This window comes from Anaerolineales bacterium, assembly GCA_037382465.1.
In the GTDB taxonomy this organism is placed as follows: Bacteria; Chloroflexota; Anaerolineae; order Anaerolineales; family E44-bin32; genus WVZH01.
The window spans coordinates 56,258-74,789 of record JARRPX010000004.1 but is presented as its reverse complement, the minus strand read 5'-3'; the positions used below and the strand labels follow the sequence as shown (position 1 = coordinate 74,789).

Below are 18,532 nucleotides of genomic sequence, written 5' to 3'. Positions count from 1 at the left end.
CCCGAATGTGCAGGAGAAGAAAATGACACGCTCAAATTGGAAGTTATGCGGACTGACTCTTGCGATTGCGGCCGGACTCTTAGCCGCCTGCGGTATCCCCACCGCGACTCCCGAACAGTGTCCGCGGGAAGATTTCCCCTACGTAACGCTGCAATCGCCAGAGAATGGGGTGACCGTAAACAGCCTCACGCCGTTGTTCGAATGGGAAAATTCGCAAGGTAGTTGTGAACCGCAGGAGTTCTCGATCGACCTGGCCCTGGATTCGACTTTCACTGAAGTGATACTTAGCGATACGACGGACGGTCCATACCCGGGTTGGACCTCAACGATCGAACTGCTGGATTGTACAACCTACTTCTGGCGAGTTGCACCGATCGTCGATGGCGTCCGCGGCGAATATTCCGAGACCCATGAATTCAACGTGGATGTGAGCGACGCATGCAATGCGGACGCCTCGATCAGTGGGGACATTTTCCACGACCTGTGCGCCGTGCCGTATGCTTCGATTCCCCCGGGCGATCCCCTGCCGGAAGGCTGCATCGACGCCGGACCGGTCGAGGGGCTTGAAGCGAACGGCGTTTATGAACCCGGCGAACCGGGAATCGAAGCGATAACCTTACACCTGGGGAATGGCGCTTGTCCGTCCAGTGGTTTGGCGACGGCCGTGACGGATGTCAACGGGAGCTACTCGTTCGGTGGTTTATCCGCAGGGACGTACTGCGTCAGCGTGGACGCGCTCTCCGATGGAAACGATGCGATCCTGGTTCCCGGCGACTGGACCTATCCTGTTCGCGGCGCCAACCCGGAGGAGGTCACGCTGACGCTCGCGGCGGACCAGCACGAAACCGACGTTGATTTCGGCTGGGACTATCAATTTCTTCCGGATCCGCCGCCGTTGGCGGCCACTCCGACGGCGGAAGGATATATCGTGACAGCGCTCATGAACGCCAACTGCCGCACGGGTCCGATGGCGATTTTCGATCAATACGGTTTCCTGCTCGAAGATGAGCAGGCAGAAGCGAAAGGTCGTCTGGCCGACAATTCGTGGCTGTCCGTCAAACTCGCAACCGAGCCGAATCAATGCTGGATCGCGGAAAATTTGCTGGCTTACAGCTTCGACCTGAATGAGCTGCCCGTTCTGATTTCTCCGCCGACTCCCACACCGGCGCCTGGGGGGATTTCGGGCATCGTCTGGGACGACGAGTGCAATCCCCCGAACCTGACGCCGGACACCCCGGAGCCTCCACCGCCGGGATGTGAAACCGACGGGATTGTTTACTGGGCTAACGGGATCTACGAAGCAGGAGAACAGGGCATCCCCAATGTGATCGTCCAACTCGGCGCGGGCTCTTGCCCGTCCACCGGTTTGCCGACGACGACCACCAACGGCAGTGGTGCGTTCAGCTTCACGGGATTGGCGCCGGGAAATTACTGCGTGTCTATCTCTGTAGTGGGGAATGAAAGCGCCCTCGTTCCCGGGACGTGGTCCCATCCGGATGTGACCGGCAATTGGGCGCACATCAACGTGACGGTGAACCCGGGTGCCACGACCGGAAACGTCAATTTTGGCTGGGATTTTCAATTCTAATTCGAACCTGAGTCACGGGCGTGTGCGCGTAGTTTCGGCCTCGACGCGTCCCAATTGACTTTTTCTTACTATCGAACGCGGCTGGCGGGCGATACCGCCTGTCTCTGCGAAATCGTGGAGGAGAAAACAATCATGACGGAACGGACGATGCAGACCGTGGCGGCACTGGTCTCGATCGCGCTTCTGCTTGCAGGCTGCAACATGCCTGCGGCTTCGCCGACAGAGACGTCTTCGGCGGTGATGAGCGACACACCTCCCGAGACAGGCGGTGAGACGAGTACCCCTGCAACTTCAGGTGAACCTGTCCCTGTGGACGGACTGGGGGAAATCTTCGACCTGGCCTTCGATACCCAGGGAGATTTGTGGGTAGGGACGGCGAGCGGAGCGGCGCAATGCGATGCGGGTTTGCAGACTTGCCTGCTCTATTCTGTGATGAACGGATCGCCCATCGGTGAAGTCAGAGCCGTCGCAGTTGGAACGGATGGTTCGCTGTGGCTTGGCACGACGATGGGTTTGATACGCCGTTACCAGGGGGACTGGTCCCGGTATACCACGGAAGACGGACTGGCGGCCGACACGATCTTCGACCTGCAGGCAAGCGCCGGCGGATCGCTGTGGGTCGGGACGAACAACGGTGTCTCGTATTTCGCCGATGACGTATGGACGAATACCACGACCGCCGACGGCCTGGCGGATGATTACGTCCATTGTGTCTACGATGCCGGCGTGCAGGGGATGTGGTTTGGAACCTCCATGGGGGTATCGCGTTTCGACGGCGTCCGCTGGACGACCTACGATCAAAACACCGGCTTGCCCGGAAGCGATGTGCTATCCATAGCGGAGGACGCACAAGGTGGGATCTGGCTGGGAACGCTTTTCGGTGGTGCGGTTCGCTTCGATGCTGGTGGTTGGCAGTACTATACATTTTCGGGCGATGTGGGCGTCAACGTCGTCCAGGTGATGGCTGTTGGCGATGACGGGATGCTCTGGTTGGGGACGCGTGCGGGTGCCTTTCGTTTCGATGGGTCGAAGTGGCTGGGCTACACCATCGCCCAGGGTTTGCGCGGTGATGATGTGCGTGCGATCACCACTGCGGTCGATGGAAGCGTTTATTTTGGCACAAACGCAGGCATAACCCGTCTTACGGCGGCTGATTTGAGCAACGGAATCGTGCAGCCGTCGATGCCGTCGACTTCCACACTCCCCGAGGGGAATCCCATACCGCATCTCGGGGCCGGAGAGGAAATTACAATTTATGCCATCCACATGTCGGATGCAGATCGCGGTTGGGCGATCGGGGGATTGGCAGGATACGGGGATCACGTGCTGCGCACCTCGGACGGCGGTATCACCTGGCGAGACGTGACGCCGCCCGAGCCCGTTCCGGAATCGGGAGAGGCGGAGAAGATGGCCACCGGCTTTTTCATCGATGGAGAGACCTGCTGGGTAGTTTATCATTCTGTGCCTCGCGAATCCGAAATGGGACCTGCCGAATTGGCGATCTGGCACACGTTTGACGCAGGTCAAACCTGGCAGTGGAGCGGTCCTATCGGCGTGGATTTCGTCGGATCGAGCTTCAACCCGCCGTATCTTGATTTCTCGAACCCGCAGTATGGTTGGATCATGACCCGCGTGGGCGGTGTGGGCATGCACAGGTACCCGGTCTATCTGTTTGCTACGAGCGACGGTGGAACACATTGGGAACGCCGGATCGATCCGTATGACAGCGTCGATCTGCAAAGCTGCCAGAAAACCGGAATGAGTTTTGCATTCGAACTGACGGGTTGGGTGACCATCGGTAGTTGTCCCATCGACGGAGCGGAAGTCGTGGTGACCCGGGATGGCGGAGCCAGTTGGAATGAGATCGCTTTGCCGGCGCCCACCGAACAGCCGGGTCTGTTTTCCAGTGCAGGCTGCGAATCTCATTCCCCGACCCTCTTCTCTTCCTCCCGCGGCGCACTGGCAATGTCGTGCCTGCGTTGGGAAGACGATGAAAGGATCGAGGATCATTACGTATACGTCTCCGAAGACGGGGGCGAAACGTGGCAGACGCACCGTTATCCCGGCGGGACGTTGCTGTTCGTCGACGCGGACATCGCCTACGCGCTGTCCCATGACATCTACCGTACCCTGGATGGCGGCGAAACCTGGACCAAAGTCAAGAGTGTGAGTTGGGACGGCCAATTCTCATTTGTGAACGAGCAGCTTGGTTGGGCCGTGGCCCGCAGCGAAACGGAGATCGCCCTGGTGAAAACGGAGGACGGTGGACTATCCTGGTCTATCATCGTACCCACGATATCTTCCGAGTGAGTGTATGTTTTCGCAGACCGTCTTTGTTGAACGCCATGATGTCACAAATAATCGGGTAGATACGTTGTGAGAGGTGAAAGGATACTGTTCGCGCAGCATGAGGAGAGAACGATGAAGCACGCTCGTATATCACGGCAATTGAGTTGGCTGCTTATTGCGACCTTCCTGCTTTCGGCATGCAATTTTCCGTTCACCATCAGCGTCGATACCGCGATGCCGACGGCGGAGACAGGAGATTCAGAGAGTCCGGAATCTGAAACACAGTCCACGCCCACAGAAGAACCTCCGGCTCCGGTGGACACAGCGGAGGCGACGCCCACCACAGAACCACCGACCGATACGCCGGAACCGGCGGGATGCACGAACGTCGCCAGTTTCGTAAGCGACGTGACCTATCCGGACGATTCGGAAGTGGCGGCGGATTCGTCTTTCACCAAAACCTGGCGGCTGCGGAACGATGGCACCTGCACCTGGACGTCATCCTACGCACTCGTGTTCAGCCACGGCGATCGCATGGACGGTCCGGCCGAGGCGGCTCTGCCGGGGGCCGTACCGCCGGGAAGCACGGTGGACATTTCCTCCGGCATGACGGCGCCGACGGACGCGGGTACCTATCAGGGTTTCTGGAAACTGCGCAGCAGCGACGGCGTGCTCTTCGGGATCGGAACCGACAGCAGCGTGGCCTTCTGGGTCAAAATCGTGGTGCCCTCCGAGGATGAAGGGATCGTCTTCGAACCCCTGGTTCCCGTGTTTGAAGCGTATCTGCTCTTCAAGGCCAGTGGGACGGATGAATCTCTCAACGATAACGGCTGCTACGACCTCGATGCAGGAGAACAAGTCGCCTGCGGAGCGCCCCAAGCGGACTTCAAGTACGAGCATACGTTCTTCCTCTTTACCCACGACTACGAAATCGATCCGCTGCACGGAGTCGGTTTCAGGCTTTTCGGTTCGGAAGCGCCGACGCGCGATCAATGCCTGGGTGTGTCTTTGAGCGCGTCGACCTTCGAGTTGCACAAGCGCTACTACTGCTACCAGACCAGCGATGGAAATTTCGGCTGGATTAAAATAACGAACTTCAATTCAAGTGTAGTTATGTTCGACTTCGCCACGTTCAATGAGCCGTAAGGAATTCGCATTGAATGACAGCGAGCCAGCCGATGCCTGAAGGCTGGCTCTTTTCTTTCCAGGATTGAAGGCGTTCGTCTTTCTGGCTATACTTCTCTACATCGGTCATTTCAATCAGAAGTCCGCCCAGTAAAGAGACGAGTGAGGCTTTCCATGTTTTCGAACGAAGAGCAGTTCGGATCGCTGGCGATCGTTAATTTCGTGCTGGGGCCGGTTTCGACGAATTCCTATCTCGTCTCGGATACGGAAACCGGCCGGGCGGTTGTCATCGATCCGGCATGGGAAGGTGAGGTCATCGTCGCCGAAGCTGAACGGCGGGGTTGGCCGCTGGAAGCGATCTGGCTCACCCATGCCCATTTCGATCACTTCGGTGGTGCGGCGGCGGTGGCGAATGCCTCGCCGGAACCGCTGCCGGTGGCGCTGCATCCAGCCGATATGCCGCTGTGGCGCGTGCAGGGCGGCGCGGCACTGTTCGGTTTTCAAGAATTCGATCCTGGCCCCGAACCCAGCATTGCACTAGAAAACGGTATGCGCTTACAACTCGGAAAGCGGACCTTCGAGGTGCGGCACACGCCCGGTCACAGCCAGGGGCACGTGATCTTCCTTGACCGGGAAGATGGGGTCGTCTTCTGTGGGGATTTGATATTCCAGGGCAGCATCGGTCGTTTCGATCTGCCTGGCGGAAATGGGCAAACGTTGATGGAGAGCATCCGCAGGGAAATTCTCACCCTGCCGGACGAGATGCGTTTGTTCAGCGGGCACGGCCCGGCAACCACGGTCGGTGCGGAGCGAACGGCGAATCCGTTCATTACGGGAGCAATCCCGCTGTAAAGCTGCAACATACGGACAAGTCAACGAAAACGCACGTTGGTGCTCGTCGGAACGATTCCGCTTTAGTAGAGAACTTTTTTCGAGCGGGACGTCAGGGCGTTGCCGTTTCTACGGGCGCCTGGATGGCGAGGATCCAATCCCGCAGTGCACCTTGCGGTTCTTCGGAAGCGTAGGCGATCACCGGCAGGATCAGCGGATAGCGTCCGCTGCGCACGTTCGCGCTACTCGGCGACCGGTTGTCCACCTGCACCGCACGCACCTCGTCACTGAGCGATGAAAAGGACAGGTACCCGATCGCACCCGGGTTCTCCGAGACGAGTTGGATCATTGCCAAGTGAAAGCGAGCGGATGGCGTTTTGCGTGTGGACGACGACGGCGATTCCTTCATCGAAGATCGGTGTAACGAAAGTGTCATCCGGCGGCGCGCCGCCGACGATGGCAAGCTGGACCGTGTCATCCTCGATGGCCTGCGGTACTTCCAGCGGGGCGAGCGTGCGCAGTTCGAAGCGGGCGATGCCGGGGGCAGGCACCTCCGCAATCCATGTTTGAACCAGCGCTTCGAGGGCCGGCGTGGTGGCGATGGTCGCAACCGTCGTAGGCGCAGGTGTGGGGCTGGGTGTGCTGCAAGCGCACAAGATGACAAAAACCAGCATGAAACACATATGCTTAACCACGGATCACGCTCAACAGCAGTCCCAATCCGCCCACGATGGCGCAGTACACGCCGAAGGCGGAGAGAGATTTCCGGACCAGGAAGTTGATCAACCAGCGGATGGCGAAATAACCGACGAAGACGGCGGCCAGGAAACCGACCACGAGCGCGGAAATCTGGCTGTCTCCGTTCGGAATATGGGCGAGATCGAACACGGCGACCAAACCGGCGCCGATCATCACGGGAATGGCGATCAAGAACGAGAAGCGGGCGGCGTGCGGGCGCTGGAAACGGCGCACCAGCCCCGCTGCGATCGTCGCGCCGGAGCGGGAGATTCCGGGGAACAATGCGAGCGCCTGGGCAAGTCCGATCCACAAGGCATCACGCGTGGAGAGCGATTCGAGAGTTCGTTCGAACTTCCCGATGCGTTCGCCGAGAAACAACATGACCGCAGTCACGAGCAGTAGCAAGGAAACCGTTCGTGGGTTTTCAAAGGTCTGGGACACTTGGGTCTTGAGTGCCACACCGACGATGGTCGCGGGGATGCTTGCCGCCAGGACCAGCCAGGCGAGTCTCGCCTCGGAGTCCTGAAAAGGTTTTCGGGAGCGTACACCGCGCCAGGCTGCACCGACCATCTCCAGCAGATCGTGTCGAAAGTAGAAAACAACGGCGAGCAGCGTGCCCCACTGCACGAGGATGTTGAAGATGAACGCCGCATTGGGATCGAATTCCCACTTCAAAAGCCACGGTACGAGAACGAGATGCGCCGAGGATGATATGGGTAAGAATTCCGTGGCGCCCTGTACGATGCCAAGAACGAGGGCCTGGATGAGGCTCATGGATCAGATCTCCGGCGGGCGGTGTTTGCGGTAGTCGACAAGAAATTCATCGGCAAAATCTTCCAGCCTCGCTTCGGTGATGGCCTGGCGTAAATCGTCGGCGAGCGCCGTGAGACTGTGTATGTTGTGAATCGAGAGCAGCGTCGCCGCAAGCATCTCCTTGGCCACACAAAGATGGCGGAGATAGGCGCGGCTGAACGTCCGGCAAGTATAGCACGTACACGTATCGTCGATCGGGCGCCTGTCGTCGGCGAAGGGGGAATTGCGTAGATTCAAGCGGCCGAGACGGGTCAGCGCCGTGTGATTGCGCGCCATGCGCGTCGGCAGCACGCAGTCGAACATATCGACGCCCTGCAGCACGCATTCCACGAGATCGTTGGGCGCTCCCACACCCATCAGATAGCGCGGGCGGTCTTCGGGAAGAACCGCGTTGACGACCTCGATCATGGCGTGCATTTCTTCCGGGGTTTCGCCCACCGACAATCCACCGATGGCGATTCCGGGGAAATCCCGGGAAGCGATAAAAGCGGCGGACTGTTCGCGCAGATCGGGAAACACGCCGCCTTGCACGATGCCGAAGAGTGCTTGATCGCTGCGGGACTTGGCGGCTAGACAGCGTTCGGCCCAGGCGTGCGTCCGCTGCAGCGCTTCCTGGTTGTACTCCCGATCGTAAGGCTGGGGGCATTCATCGAGTGTCATGATGATGTCCGCGCCCAGATTTTCCTGAATCTCGATCACGTTCTCCGGCGTGAAGCGGTGTTCGGAGCCGTCGAGATGACTCTGAAACGTCACGCCATCCGCGTCCACCTGGCGGCGTTTGGCCAGGGAAAAAACTTGAAAACCTCCCGAGTCGGTCAGGATGGGATGGTTCCAGGACATGAATTGGTGCAGACCGCCCAGATCGGCGATCAACTTGTCTCCCGGACGAAGGTGGAGGTGGTAGCTGTTGGCGAGTATGAGCGTAGCGCCCAATTCCTCCAACTGCTGCGGCGTGAGCGCTTTCACGGTGGCCTGCGTGCCCACGGGCGCGAAAACAGGCGTTTGCACGGCGCCGTGCGGAGTGTGCAGCAAACCGGCGCGTGCGCTTCCGTCCTGGGAAGTGACTTCGAATTTCAAGGCGCTCATAATCCCCAGAACCAATGCAAGCCGAGAGCGGCGACGAAGAACGTGAGGATGGTGAGCGGGATGCCCAGGCGAACGTAGTCGCGGAATGTGTAGCCGCCGGGACCCATGACGAGAAGACTCGAAGGATGTCCGAGAGGGCTGATGAAGGACAGGGAGCAGCCGACGGCGACGGCCATCGACAGCGCACGCGGGTCGGCGTTCATCGCGGTTGCGGCTGCAATGGAAATCGGCGCCATGATCACCGCGGCCGTTTGTCCGCTCAAGATCAGGCTTAAAGTCGACGCGCCGATCAGGAGCAGCATCGCTGTGATCATCGGCGATCCCGTTCCGACCCATTGAAGAAGGTCGTTCGCAACCGCACTCGCCGCTCCGGTGATTTGCAGCGCCGTGCTCAAAGGCAGCATGCCGGCGATCAGGAAGATGGCCCGCCATTCGACGGCCCGGTAGGCTTGATCCATCGTCATACAGCGTGTGAGCACCATCAGCGCAGCACCGAGCAGCGTGGCGATGGCGATGGGCAGAACTTGCGCCGCAGCCAGCGCTAGACTTCCGATGAGGATCATGCTGGCCAGGACGGCCTGCTTGCCCGGGCGTATGTCCCGTTCCTCTTGCAGGACCATGAAGTTGGAATCCATTCGCAGCAGCCGTACTTTCGACTTCGGCCCTTGCAGCAGCATTGCGTCCCCAAAGCGAAGCGGCAGGTCTGCGATCCCGCGTTGGATGATCAGCCCCTCGCGCCACAGCGCGATGACCTGCAGGCCGAACCGCTCGCGAAAGTGGATCTGCCGCAGCGTTTTCTTTTCCAGTTCGGAACGCGGAGCGAGTACGACCTCGACGAGGGGAACCTCTTGCGAGGAGAGTCCGCTTACCAGGTCTGAAGTGAAGGTGAATTCCAGCCCGTAGTCTTTCATTTGCTTGGGGGTCGGGGTTCCATCGAGCAGGACGATGTCATCCTCGTAGATTTCGATGTTGGGATCGGGTGCGAGCGTGAGTTGATCGTCGTGCGAGATTCCCAGCACGGTCAAATCGAGATCCTGGCCCCAGGCACCTTCGACCAGCGTTTTGCCGGCCATCGGGGAATCTTCCTGCACTCGAACTTCGGAAGTGCCTTCCCGCAGGTGGTAGATGCGGGCCAATTCGCCGCGCAGCAGTTTCATACGTGCGATTTCTCCGGCCATGTCCCGTGCCGGCAGGAGTTTCGGCGCCAACCAGACCATCAACAACGTACCGGCGATGACGACGGGCAAACCGACGGGAAGGAAATCGAGCAGTCCGTAAGGTTTCAAGCCGTTCTGGTTCAGCGCATTGCTGACGATGATGTTTGCGGTAGTCAAGAGTGTGGCCGTGCCGCCGAGCAGTGCGCCGAAGGAGAGAGGCATGAGCAAGCGGGAAGGGCGGAGCTTCAATTCGCGAACGATGCCCATCGTCATGGGAAGCAGAATCGCGGCGGCGGCGATGGTGTTCATGAACAAGGAAAGCAAGGCGGCAGTCAGCGTGATGACGGTCAACAGACGCCTTTCGGATGTGCCAGCCAGGCGCAGCAAATGTCGCCCGACCCAGCCCGTCGCTCCGGTTATTTCCAGGCCATGGGTAATGATGAAAATCGAGAGTATGGTGAGAACGGCGGTCTGGCTGAAACCGGAAAGCGCCTGCTCGGTGGAAAGCACACCGGTCAGTCGCAGCCCGAGTGCGACAAAGATCGCGACCAGATCGGATCTCACCCACCCGGAAATGAGCAGAATGGCTGCGACGACGATTAGGCCAATTGTGATCCAAGCATCTACAGTCATCGGTCTTCGATTATACACGCTTGTGAACCATTGTCATCCGCTCGGCTTGGGCTTATACTCGCACGCGTGAAGTTGATGAATGGGTATTCCAACTGGTTGGAAATCGATCGCCAGGTAATCATCGGCAACATCGAATGTATCAATCAATGGACCGGCGTTCCGATGATGGCGGTGGTTAAGGCGAACGGATACGGACACGGGCTCACCGAGGTGGTACGAACCGCAGTTGAAGCAGGCGTGCGGTACTGCGGTGTGGCCCGGGTGGAAGAAGCGTTCGAACTGCGTAGAGCGGGAATCGACATCCCGGTCCTGGTGTTGGGTTACACACCGGACGAGCGTTTCGGCGAAGCGTTCGCGCAGGACATCTCCCTGACTTTTTTTCAACCCCAGCAATTGGACGTGCTGGCAGCGGCTGCGCGAGAGGCTCCACGGCCGGCGAAGATCCACCTGAAAGTGGATACGGGCATGAGCCGTTTGGGCGCAGCGCCTGAACTGGCATATGATATGCTGCAGCGCTTGTCCGGACTCGAAAACGTCGAGGTGGAAGGAATCTTCACCCACTTCGCACGTGCCGATGAACGCTACGCGCCCACGACGGAATGGCAACTGCGCAGGTTCACCGACCTGCTGGCCGAAATCGAATCAGCCGGTCTACGCCCGTCGATCGCGCATGCAGCCAATTCCGCAGCGGCGCTCACCCGGCCAGGTGCGAATTTCGACATGGTGCGGGTTGGCATCGCCCTGTACGGCCTGGCGCCATCCGCTGAAGTGGAGCTTCTCGAAGGCATGCACCCGGCGCTTTCCTGGCACGCACGCCTGAGCCACATAAATGTTTATCCACAGGGCAGCGGCATCAGCTACGGTCACCTCTATACCACGCAAGGAAACGAGCGCATCGGCGTCGTGCCTGTGGGATATGGTGATGGATACCGTCGCGAACAGGGCAATATCGTCCTCGTTCACGGCCGGCGGGTGCCTGTTGTCGGGCGAGTGTGTATGGATCAATTGATGGTCCGCCTGGATGAGGTGCCCGAGGCGGAGATTGTTGACGAAGTGGTCCTGATCGGCGAGCAAGGCTCCGAACGCATCACAGCCGAGGAACTCGCATCCCACTGGAACACGTTCAACTACGAAGTGGTTTGTGGTTTGAGTGCGCGTGTGCCGCGCCATTACATATAAGGCATTATTGAATCGGGACACCCCGCAGGCTTTCCATCTGCGGGGTGTTTTTTTATTTCTGGTACTTATTTCGAATCGTCGGGATGAGATACTCGTCGAAGGCCTGATCGAGGTCGTAATCCGGCGACCAGTCCCAGTCCTTTCTGGCTGCCGCATCGTCGAGATCGGCAGGCCAGCTGTCCACGATCTTCTGCCGAGCCCGGTCGGGTTCGAAGGTGATTTTCGCCTGGGGAAAGGCGTGTTTCACGCGATCCAGAAAATGACCCGCTGAGATACTGAAACTGGTGGCGTTGTACACGCGGCGGGAGAGAGCGTCTTGTTCTGCGTTCGCGATTGTGGTTAAGGCTTTGATCGCGTCGGGCATCACCATGAACGGCAGGCGCGTGTCTTCACGCACGAAACATGCATAGGCTTTTCCTTGCGCGGCGTGATGGACCATCTCCGGACCGAAATCGCTCGTGCCGCCCGAAGGGACTGTTTCTGCGCTGATCAGACCCGGGAAGCGAACGCTTCGGAAATCCACGCTGTGGGGTTCGCGATCCGCAGCCAACTGCTGGTAATGGTCGGCATAGTAACGTCCCAGGTGCTCGCAGTAAAGCTTGTTGCAGCCGTACATCGTGAAGGGTTGGCCGTATTCATTTTCTTTGATCTTGCCGGTGGAGTTTTTCGTTTCCAGATCGGGAATGCCATAGGCGGCAATCGAGCTGGGGAAGATGAACTTGATCGATCGACCCTGCCAACGGGCCTGTTCGAGGGCCAGATTGAGCAGTTTCAGCGTGCCGTCCACGTTCACACGATGGGCGCCTTGTGGGTTGTACTCTGCGCTGGTGGACAGGATGGTGGCGAGGTGGTAGATGGCGTGGATTTCGTAACGCAGGACGATCCGCCCCAGGACGGTTTTATCGAGGATGTCACCTTGAATGAACTCGTGACAGCGGCTGCGCAGGTCTTCGTCCAACGCTTTGATGTCGAGAGCGACGATATCGACGACGCCTCGCTGGCTGAGTCGGGTGATCAGATCGTGGCCGACTTCGCCGCTCGCGCCGGTGATCAACACGACTTCTCTGCGCATCTGACCTCCTCGGTATGTACCGTCTTGATACTCTATTGTATGCTTGATATTCGATCGAAGACAACTTGGCCCGTTCGTTCTGAGTCGCTGCCGGGGATGGATGCGCAACCGCTACTTGCGTAACAGTGGTTGCGAAAAGCGGTGCTCCTTGACTTTTTAGATCGCTATTCGTAGAATTGAATCGGAAAACGAGTCCGGATAGGGGAGAGATCCGCCTCGGGCGGACACCGAAGGGGCAAACCCTGCGAAAGCGTGCAGACGCCGGGTGAAACTCTCAGGTAAAGGGACCCTCTCCGGTCGTTCCTCTGGAAAGTCGAAAGACACCGAAGGGGCAAACTGCATTCGTGCAGTGAATCTCTCAGGTTATCGACAGAGGACGCACACCTTTATGGCGTGCGTCTTTGTTATTATGTATATTCGACGCAACCGAGTGAATGATAAAGGAGTCTGCGATGTCCTTTCCAGCGGAACTGAAGTACACGAAGAATGACGAATGGATTCGCGTGCAAGACGGCGTTGGTACGGTCGGGATCACGGACTACGCCCAAGATCAACTTTCTGACATTGTATTCCTTGAAATTTCGGCTTCGGAAGGAGACGAGTTTTCGCGGGGTGATGAACTGGGGGAGATCGAATCCGTGAAGGCGGCGGCTGAAATCTATCTTCCCGTTGATGGGAAGATCACCCAGGTCAACGGGAGCATCGTCGATGAACCAGAAGTCATCAACAGTGACCCCTACGGCGATGGGTGGTTGGTCCAACTCGAGATCAAAGACCCGGCCCAACTCGAAGACTTGATGGATGCCGCAGCATACGAGGAATATTGTCAGGATCGCGAGCATTGACCATCGAGCGGAATCGAAATCTCCCACATCGTCCATCCCGTCGATTCGCAACGATGTTCTGATTCGATCGGAGGTCACGGCACATGGCGTTTATTCCCCATACGGATGAAGAACGACGAGCGATGTTCGAGGCGATCGGAGTCGAGGGCTTCGAGGATTTCTACCAGATCATTCCGGAAAACGTTCGTTTTCCGGATTTTGACCTTCCCGGCGCAGTGACGGAGATGGAGATCGCTGCCGAGCTGCAAGCGTTGGCGGAGGTCAATCTCAACATGCATCACGTTGCTTGTTTCCTCGGCGCCGGAGCTTACAACCATTTCATACCCGCTGCGGTGGATGAAATCCTGCGCAGGAACGAATTCTACACGGCATACACGCCCTATCAGCCTGAAATTTCCCAGGGTACGCTGCAGACCATTTTCGAATATCAAAGCTTGATGGTCAACCTGACCGGCATGGACGTTTCAAACGCCTCCCATTACGACGGCGCCACGGCGTTTGCGGAAGGGGTCATCATGGCGCTCAACGTCCATCATGGAAAACGAAAGAAGGTGGTCCTTTCCGCGGCGATCCATCCGCAATATCGCCAGGTCGTTCGCACGTATACACGCGGCGTGGGCTTGACCCTGGTCGGCGATGGGGCCATCGAAAACGATGCACAAGCGTTGATCGAGATGCTGGATGAAAGCACCGCACTCGTTGCGGTTCAGTATCCGGATTTCTTCGGCTGCATTCAAGATTGGACGGCGCTGGGCGAAGCGGCCCACGAGGTGGGTGCCTTGTTCTGCGTGGTCGTCAATCCGCTCGCGTTGGGATTGCTCAAGCCTCCAGGCGCCTTCGGCGCCGACATCGTGGTCGGGGATGGCCAACCGCTGGGAATCCCGCTTTCATTCGGGGGACCTTCATTGGGTATATTTACCACGCGCGATAAGTACGTGCGCAAGATGGCGGGCCGTCTGGTCGGCGAGACCGTAGACAGCCGCGGCCAGCGGGGTTACGTTTTGACCCTGGCGCCGCGTGAACAACATATCCGCCGCGAGAAGGCGACTTCCAACATCTGCACCAATCAAGGCCTCATGGCGCTGGCCGCTACGGTTTATCTCTCTCTTATGGGCAAACAGGGATTACGCAGCGTCGCCGAACTTTGTTTCCACAAGGCGCACGCCGCAGCGAAGAGAATCGCTGCTTTGGATGGGTATCGTCTGTGGAACACGGGAGATTTCTTCCATGAATTCGTGATCGAGTGTCCACGGGATGTGAAGACGATCAACGAGCGATTGCTCGAGTTGGACATCATCGGAGGTTACGATCTGGGCCGGGACTATTCGGAGCTGGAACAGCATATGTTGATCGCCGTAACGGAGATGGTCAGCGAAGCGGAAATCGACGATCTGGCCGCTGCGCTGAAGGCGGTGAGCCATGACTGAGCCCTTGATTTACGAACTCTCGTCTTCGGGCAGAACGGCGATCGAAATGCCCGCGCCGGAAGTTGAGAAAGCGGAAATTCCCGCATCGCTCGAACGTGAGGAATTACCTTTGCCGGAACTATCCGAGATCGACGTCGTGCGCCATTTCACGCGCTTGTCGCAGCTCAACCACGGCGTAGACACCGGTTTTTACCCGCTCGGATCGTGCACGATGAAATACAATCCCAAGATCAACGAGGAAGTCGCCCGCCTGCCGGGTTTCGCCCTTACTCATCCGCTTCAGGATCCGGCGCTCCTGCAAGGAAATCTGGCTTTGATGTACGCCGTGCAGCAATGGCTGATGGAGATCGGCGGGTTCCGCGCCGTCAGCCTGCAGCCGGCTGCAGGCGCCCAGGGCGAACTCACCGGGATTCTCATCATCCGCGCCTATCACGAAGATCGCGGCGACACGAAGCGCAACCGCATTCTGGTTCCCGATTCCGCACACGGGACCAACCCCGCCTCGATCGCGATGAGCGGGATGGAGGTGGTCGAAGTCCCCTCGGATCCGCGCGGCAACATCGACATCGAAGCGCTGCGCAGTCAGTGTGGCGATACGGTCGCCGGTTTGATGCTGACCAATCCGAACACGCTGGGTTTGTTCGAGGAGCACGTGCAAGAAGTTATCCAACTGGTCCACGGTTGCGGCGGACTGGTGTATGGAGACGGCGCGAACATGAATGCGCTGCTGGGGGTGGTGCGTCCCGGCGATCTGGGATTCGACATCCTGCATTACAACCTGCACAAGACGTTCTCTACCCCTCACGGCGGCGGTGGGCCCGGAGCGGGTCCGGTCGGCGTTGCGGCCCATCTCGCGGATTTTCTCCCGAGTCCCCTCGTCGACATCGTCGAGGTGGGCGATGAAAACGTGCCTCCGTTGTACGGGCTGGTGGAACCGGCGAAGAGCATCGGCAGGATGAAACTCTTTCACGGACACTTCGGAGTCCTGGTGCGCGCCTATACCTACATGCGCATGCAGGGCAACGAGGGGCTGCGGGACGTCGCCGACCATGCCGTTTTGAACGCCAACTACTTACGCGTGAAACTGCAGGATGTGTACAGGATTCCCTACGATCGGATCTGCATGCACGAATTCGTGGCGGAAGGCAAATGGGACGATGCGCCGGGCGTGCACGCGCTAGACATCGCAAAGCGGCTGATGGACTTCGGCTTTCACCCACCGACGAATTATTTCCCGCTCATCGTGCCGGAAGCGTTGATGATCGAGCCCACGGAAACCGAAAGCAAACAAACCCTGGATGCCTTTGTGGCGGCGATGCAGCAAATCGCTCGCGAAGCGCATGAGGATCCCGAGATCCTGACCACTGCGCCGCACAAGACGCCCTTCGGACGTATGGATGAGGTCAGGGCAGCAAAGCAGTTGGTGCTGTGTTGTTGGCCGGTTGATGAGTGAAGTAGGCCGTCCTGGAACTGGCGAAGGAATGCGATCCGAAGCTGCGATCGGCAAAGGCTTGCTCGTGTAAGAGCTTTCGTCACAGCGTGCTTCCAATGGTTCAGGATCGGCATCAACAGATCGGAGCGATTGAAGATCAGGCTCAATCGCTCCGAAGATAAGGAAAACATTTGCCCCGGGTCCCCTTGCATCCGGGGCCTAGTTTCTGAGGATGGTTAAAGTCTACCTCACAGGACTCAATAGATTCTGAACGTTTTTTTCGCGTAATGCGACGATCTATTTTAGAAGCTCTTGCTTGCGAGCAAATGGGTGAATCAAAAATAGGGTAGAATGAAGTTTCGTGGAGGCCGTGTCGGTATGGCAGCAAAGCCCAATCATAAAATTCACGAGACACAACCGCGGGCGACGGTGCAGGTTCATCTTCCTGACGAACGCGTTCTCGAGGGTGCACGAGGCAGCCAGTTGGAGGACTTCCTGAAGGTCGTCGAATCTCCGGAAGCTCCCATCGTGGGCGGTATCGTAAACGGTGAACTGCGAGAGTTGACCTATACCATCGAAATGGACGCCAGGGTGTGTCCAATTACCATGGCGTCGGCCGACGGTATGCGTATCTACCGCCGTTCTCTGACCTTTCTGTTGGCGGCCGCGTTCGAGGAACTTTTCCCGGACGCCGAACTTACCGTCGATCACTCCATCGCCTCCGGCGGATACTTCTGTGAGGTGGATGGACGTCATGCGTTGAGCAGCGACGAGCTTGCAAGATTACAGGCGCGCATGCAAGAGTTGGTCAATCAGGACCTGCCTTTCGCCAAGAGCCATCTTCCGATCGAGGCTGCGATCGAGTATTTCAGCAAGCGAGGCTATAAAGACAAGGAGCGCTTGTTGAAACACCGCAAAAAACCCCAATTGGTTGTTTACCAGCTCAATAACTTTCGGGATTATCACCATGGATACATGGTTCCTTCGACCGGCTACCTGCGATGGTTTGCGCTGCAAGCCGCCGGTGAGGGATTCACGCTGCGCTTCCCCAGGCGGCACCGGCCTACCGAATTGCTTCCTGTGCCGGAATTCCGCATCCTTCTCGAAACTTTTTTACAGTACGGGGATTGGATCGACACCATCGGAGTTCCGGATGTGGGCGCATTGAACGAGGCGATCAGCGCCGGCCGGGCGCGGGAAATCGTGCTCGTTTCAGAGGCTCTCCACGAGAGAAGGATCGCAGAGATTGCCGCCTTGATTGCGGAACGACGGGATCGAATGCGCGTCGTGCTGACGGCCGGTCCGTCTTCGTCTGGTAAAACGACATTTTCGAAACGGCTCTCGATTCAACTGCTGGCGCGCGGTCTCGCGCCGTACCCGATCGGCCTGGACAATTACTTCATCGATCGCGAAAAGACTCCCCTGGATGAATATGGGGAATACGATTACGAATCGCTTCATGTGCTGGACCTCGCGCGCCTCAATCAGGATATCAAGCGCATGATCGCCGGAGAGGTGGTCCGCCTCCCGCGCTACGATTTCCTTCAGGGCAAACAAGTCGAGGGGGAATTCATTCAACTGGCCCCGGATCAAATCATCATCCTCGAAGGCATTCACGGCCTCAATCCGGAACTGCTGCCCGAAATCCCCACCGAAACCACCTTTCGCATTTACGTCTCTGCGTTGACGCAGTTAAACCTGGACCGTTTTAACCGCGTCTCGACCACCGATACGCGCCTTATTCGTCGCATCGTGCGCGATGCGGCACAGCGAGGATACACGGCGCAGGAAACCATCCGCCGCTGGGAGTCCGTGCGGCGCGGGGAACGGAAATACATCTTTCCTTATCAGGAAAACGCAGATGCGATGTTCAACTCGGCTCTGGTTTACGAGGGCGCAGTATTGGCTTCGCTGGCGGAACCTCTCTTGCGCCAGGTGCCCTTCGGCACGGACGAACATGTTGAGGCGAAGCGGTTGTTGGCTTTTCTGGATTGGTTTCTACCGATCGACAGCGATCTCATTCCCGATAACTCCATGATTCGTGAATTTATTGGCGGTTCCATCTTGCGCGATTTCGTCCCCTGGCCTCCGCCTGACCTGGATTGACCGTCTCTTCTCCTATACTTTCCAACCAGCGCATCGAAAATCGAGCCTTTTTTTGTGATGTCCGCATCCAATCCGAATTGAAGCCCAACTTTTATTTGTGCTAAGATATGGTGCCACATTCCCATCCACAAATTGCCTCTCTCTGTGATAATCTTCATTGTGGGAATTTACCGGCAAACAACGGGGCCGTTGATTACGGGTGATAGAATCG

Annotated in this window: 15 protein-coding genes and 1 riboswitch; of the genes, 9 read left to right on the top strand and 6 right to left on the bottom strand. The window is 58.1% G+C overall.

The features are described from left to right. Positions 1 to 22 precede the first annotated feature (22 nt). From P8Z34_02365 to P8Z34_02350, 4 genes are all read left to right on the top strand, one after another. Positions 23 to 1,588 (top strand): SdrD B-like domain-containing protein, encoded by a 1,566-nt coding sequence (locus P8Z34_02365; GenBank protein ID MEJ2549509.1) that lies wholly within the window; start codon positions 23 to 25, stop codon positions 1,586 to 1,588. A gap of 132 nt (positions 1,589 to 1,720) precedes the next feature. Next, a complete protein-coding gene (locus tag P8Z34_02360) occupies positions 1,721 to 3,898 on the top strand; it encodes a two-component regulator propeller domain-containing protein (protein MEJ2549508.1) in 2,178 nt (725 codons plus the stop codon). 111 nt (positions 3,899 to 4,009) lie between these two features. Then, positions 4,010 to 5,023, top strand: coding sequence for an NBR1-Ig-like domain-containing protein (locus P8Z34_02355; GenBank protein MEJ2549507.1), 1,014 nt, complete (start codon positions 4,010 to 4,012; stop codon positions 5,021 to 5,023). 153 nt (positions 5,024 to 5,176) lie between these two features. Continuing rightward, on the top strand, positions 5,177 to 5,854 hold the full coding sequence (locus P8Z34_02350; protein ID MEJ2549506.1) for an MBL fold metallo-hydrolase: 678 nt from the start codon (positions 5,177 to 5,179) through the stop codon (positions 5,852 to 5,854). Positions 5,855 to 5,945: 91 nt separating this feature from the next. Here P8Z34_02350 and P8Z34_02345 read toward each other — a convergent pair whose 3' ends face one another. The 5 genes from P8Z34_02345 to P8Z34_02325 are packed head-to-tail and all read right to left on the bottom strand — an operon-like array spanning position 5,946 to position 10,260. Beyond that, positions 5,946 to 6,104: a hypothetical protein gene (locus P8Z34_02345; GenBank protein MEJ2549505.1), complete on the bottom strand. Its 159-nt coding sequence runs from the start codon at positions 6,102 to 6,104 to the stop codon at positions 5,946 to 5,948. Positions 6,105 to 6,117: 13 nt separating this feature from the next. Beyond that, the gene (locus P8Z34_02340; protein MEJ2549504.1) at positions 6,118 to 6,528 is read right to left on the bottom strand and encodes a hypothetical protein; all 411 of its coding nucleotides are present in this window, start codon (positions 6,526 to 6,528) and stop codon (positions 6,118 to 6,120) included. After that, positions 6,521 to 7,345: an undecaprenyl-diphosphatase UppP gene (gene uppP / locus P8Z34_02335; GenBank protein MEJ2549503.1), complete on the bottom strand. Its 825-nt coding sequence runs from the start codon at positions 7,343 to 7,345 to the stop codon at positions 6,521 to 6,523. Before uppP ends, P8Z34_02340 begins: the two co-directional genes overlap by 8 nt. Positions 7,346 to 7,348: 3 nt before the next feature. Then, on the bottom strand, positions 7,349 to 8,470 hold the full coding sequence (tgt, locus tag P8Z34_02330; GenBank protein ID MEJ2549502.1) for a tRNA guanosine(34) transglycosylase Tgt: 1,122 nt from the start codon (positions 8,468 to 8,470) through the stop codon (positions 7,349 to 7,351). Further along, complete coding sequence (locus P8Z34_02325) at positions 8,467 to 10,260, bottom strand: SLC13 family permease (protein ID MEJ2549501.1); 1,794 nt, start codon at positions 10,258 to 10,260, stop codon at positions 8,467 to 8,469. The genes tgt and P8Z34_02325 overlap by 4 nt, the downstream gene beginning before the upstream one ends. Before the next feature lie 75 nt (positions 10,261 to 10,335). Between P8Z34_02325 and alr the strand changes: the two genes are divergently transcribed. After that, positions 10,336 to 11,439 (top strand): alanine racemase, encoded by a 1,104-nt coding sequence (alr, locus tag P8Z34_02320; protein MEJ2549500.1) that lies wholly within the window; start codon positions 10,336 to 10,338, stop codon positions 11,437 to 11,439. A gap of 52 nt (positions 11,440 to 11,491) precedes the next feature. On the opposite strand, the gene P8Z34_02315 is transcribed toward alr, so the two are convergent. Continuing rightward, on the bottom strand, positions 11,492 to 12,511 hold the full coding sequence (locus tag P8Z34_02315; protein ID MEJ2549499.1) for an NAD-dependent epimerase/dehydratase family protein: 1,020 nt from the start codon (positions 12,509 to 12,511) through the stop codon (positions 11,492 to 11,494). Positions 12,512 to 12,702: 191 nt separating this feature from the next. Next, positions 12,703 to 12,811, top strand: a riboswitch (glycine riboswitch). Positions 12,812 to 12,963: 152 nt separating this feature from the next. Between P8Z34_02315 and gcvH the strand changes: the two genes are divergently transcribed. From gcvH to P8Z34_02295, 4 genes are all read left to right on the top strand, one after another. After that, a complete protein-coding gene (gene gcvH / locus P8Z34_02310) occupies positions 12,964 to 13,356 on the top strand; it encodes a glycine cleavage system protein GcvH (GenBank protein ID MEJ2549498.1) in 393 nt (130 codons plus the stop codon). An 83-nt stretch (positions 13,357 to 13,439) separates the two neighbouring features. Then, complete coding sequence (gene gcvPA, locus P8Z34_02305) at positions 13,440 to 14,783, top strand: aminomethyl-transferring glycine dehydrogenase subunit GcvPA (protein ID MEJ2549497.1); 1,344 nt, start codon at positions 13,440 to 13,442, stop codon at positions 14,781 to 14,783. After that, the gene (gene gcvPB, locus P8Z34_02300; protein MEJ2549496.1) at positions 14,776 to 16,236 is read left to right on the top strand and encodes an aminomethyl-transferring glycine dehydrogenase subunit GcvPB; all 1,461 of its coding nucleotides are present in this window, start codon (positions 14,776 to 14,778) and stop codon (positions 16,234 to 16,236) included. Before gcvPA ends, gcvPB begins: the two co-directional genes overlap by 8 nt. 357 nt (positions 16,237 to 16,593) lie before the next feature. Further along, the gene (locus P8Z34_02295; GenBank protein MEJ2549495.1) at positions 16,594 to 18,321 is read left to right on the top strand and encodes a nucleoside kinase; all 1,728 of its coding nucleotides are present in this window, start codon (positions 16,594 to 16,596) and stop codon (positions 18,319 to 18,321) included. Positions 18,322 to 18,532 lie beyond the last annotated feature (211 nt).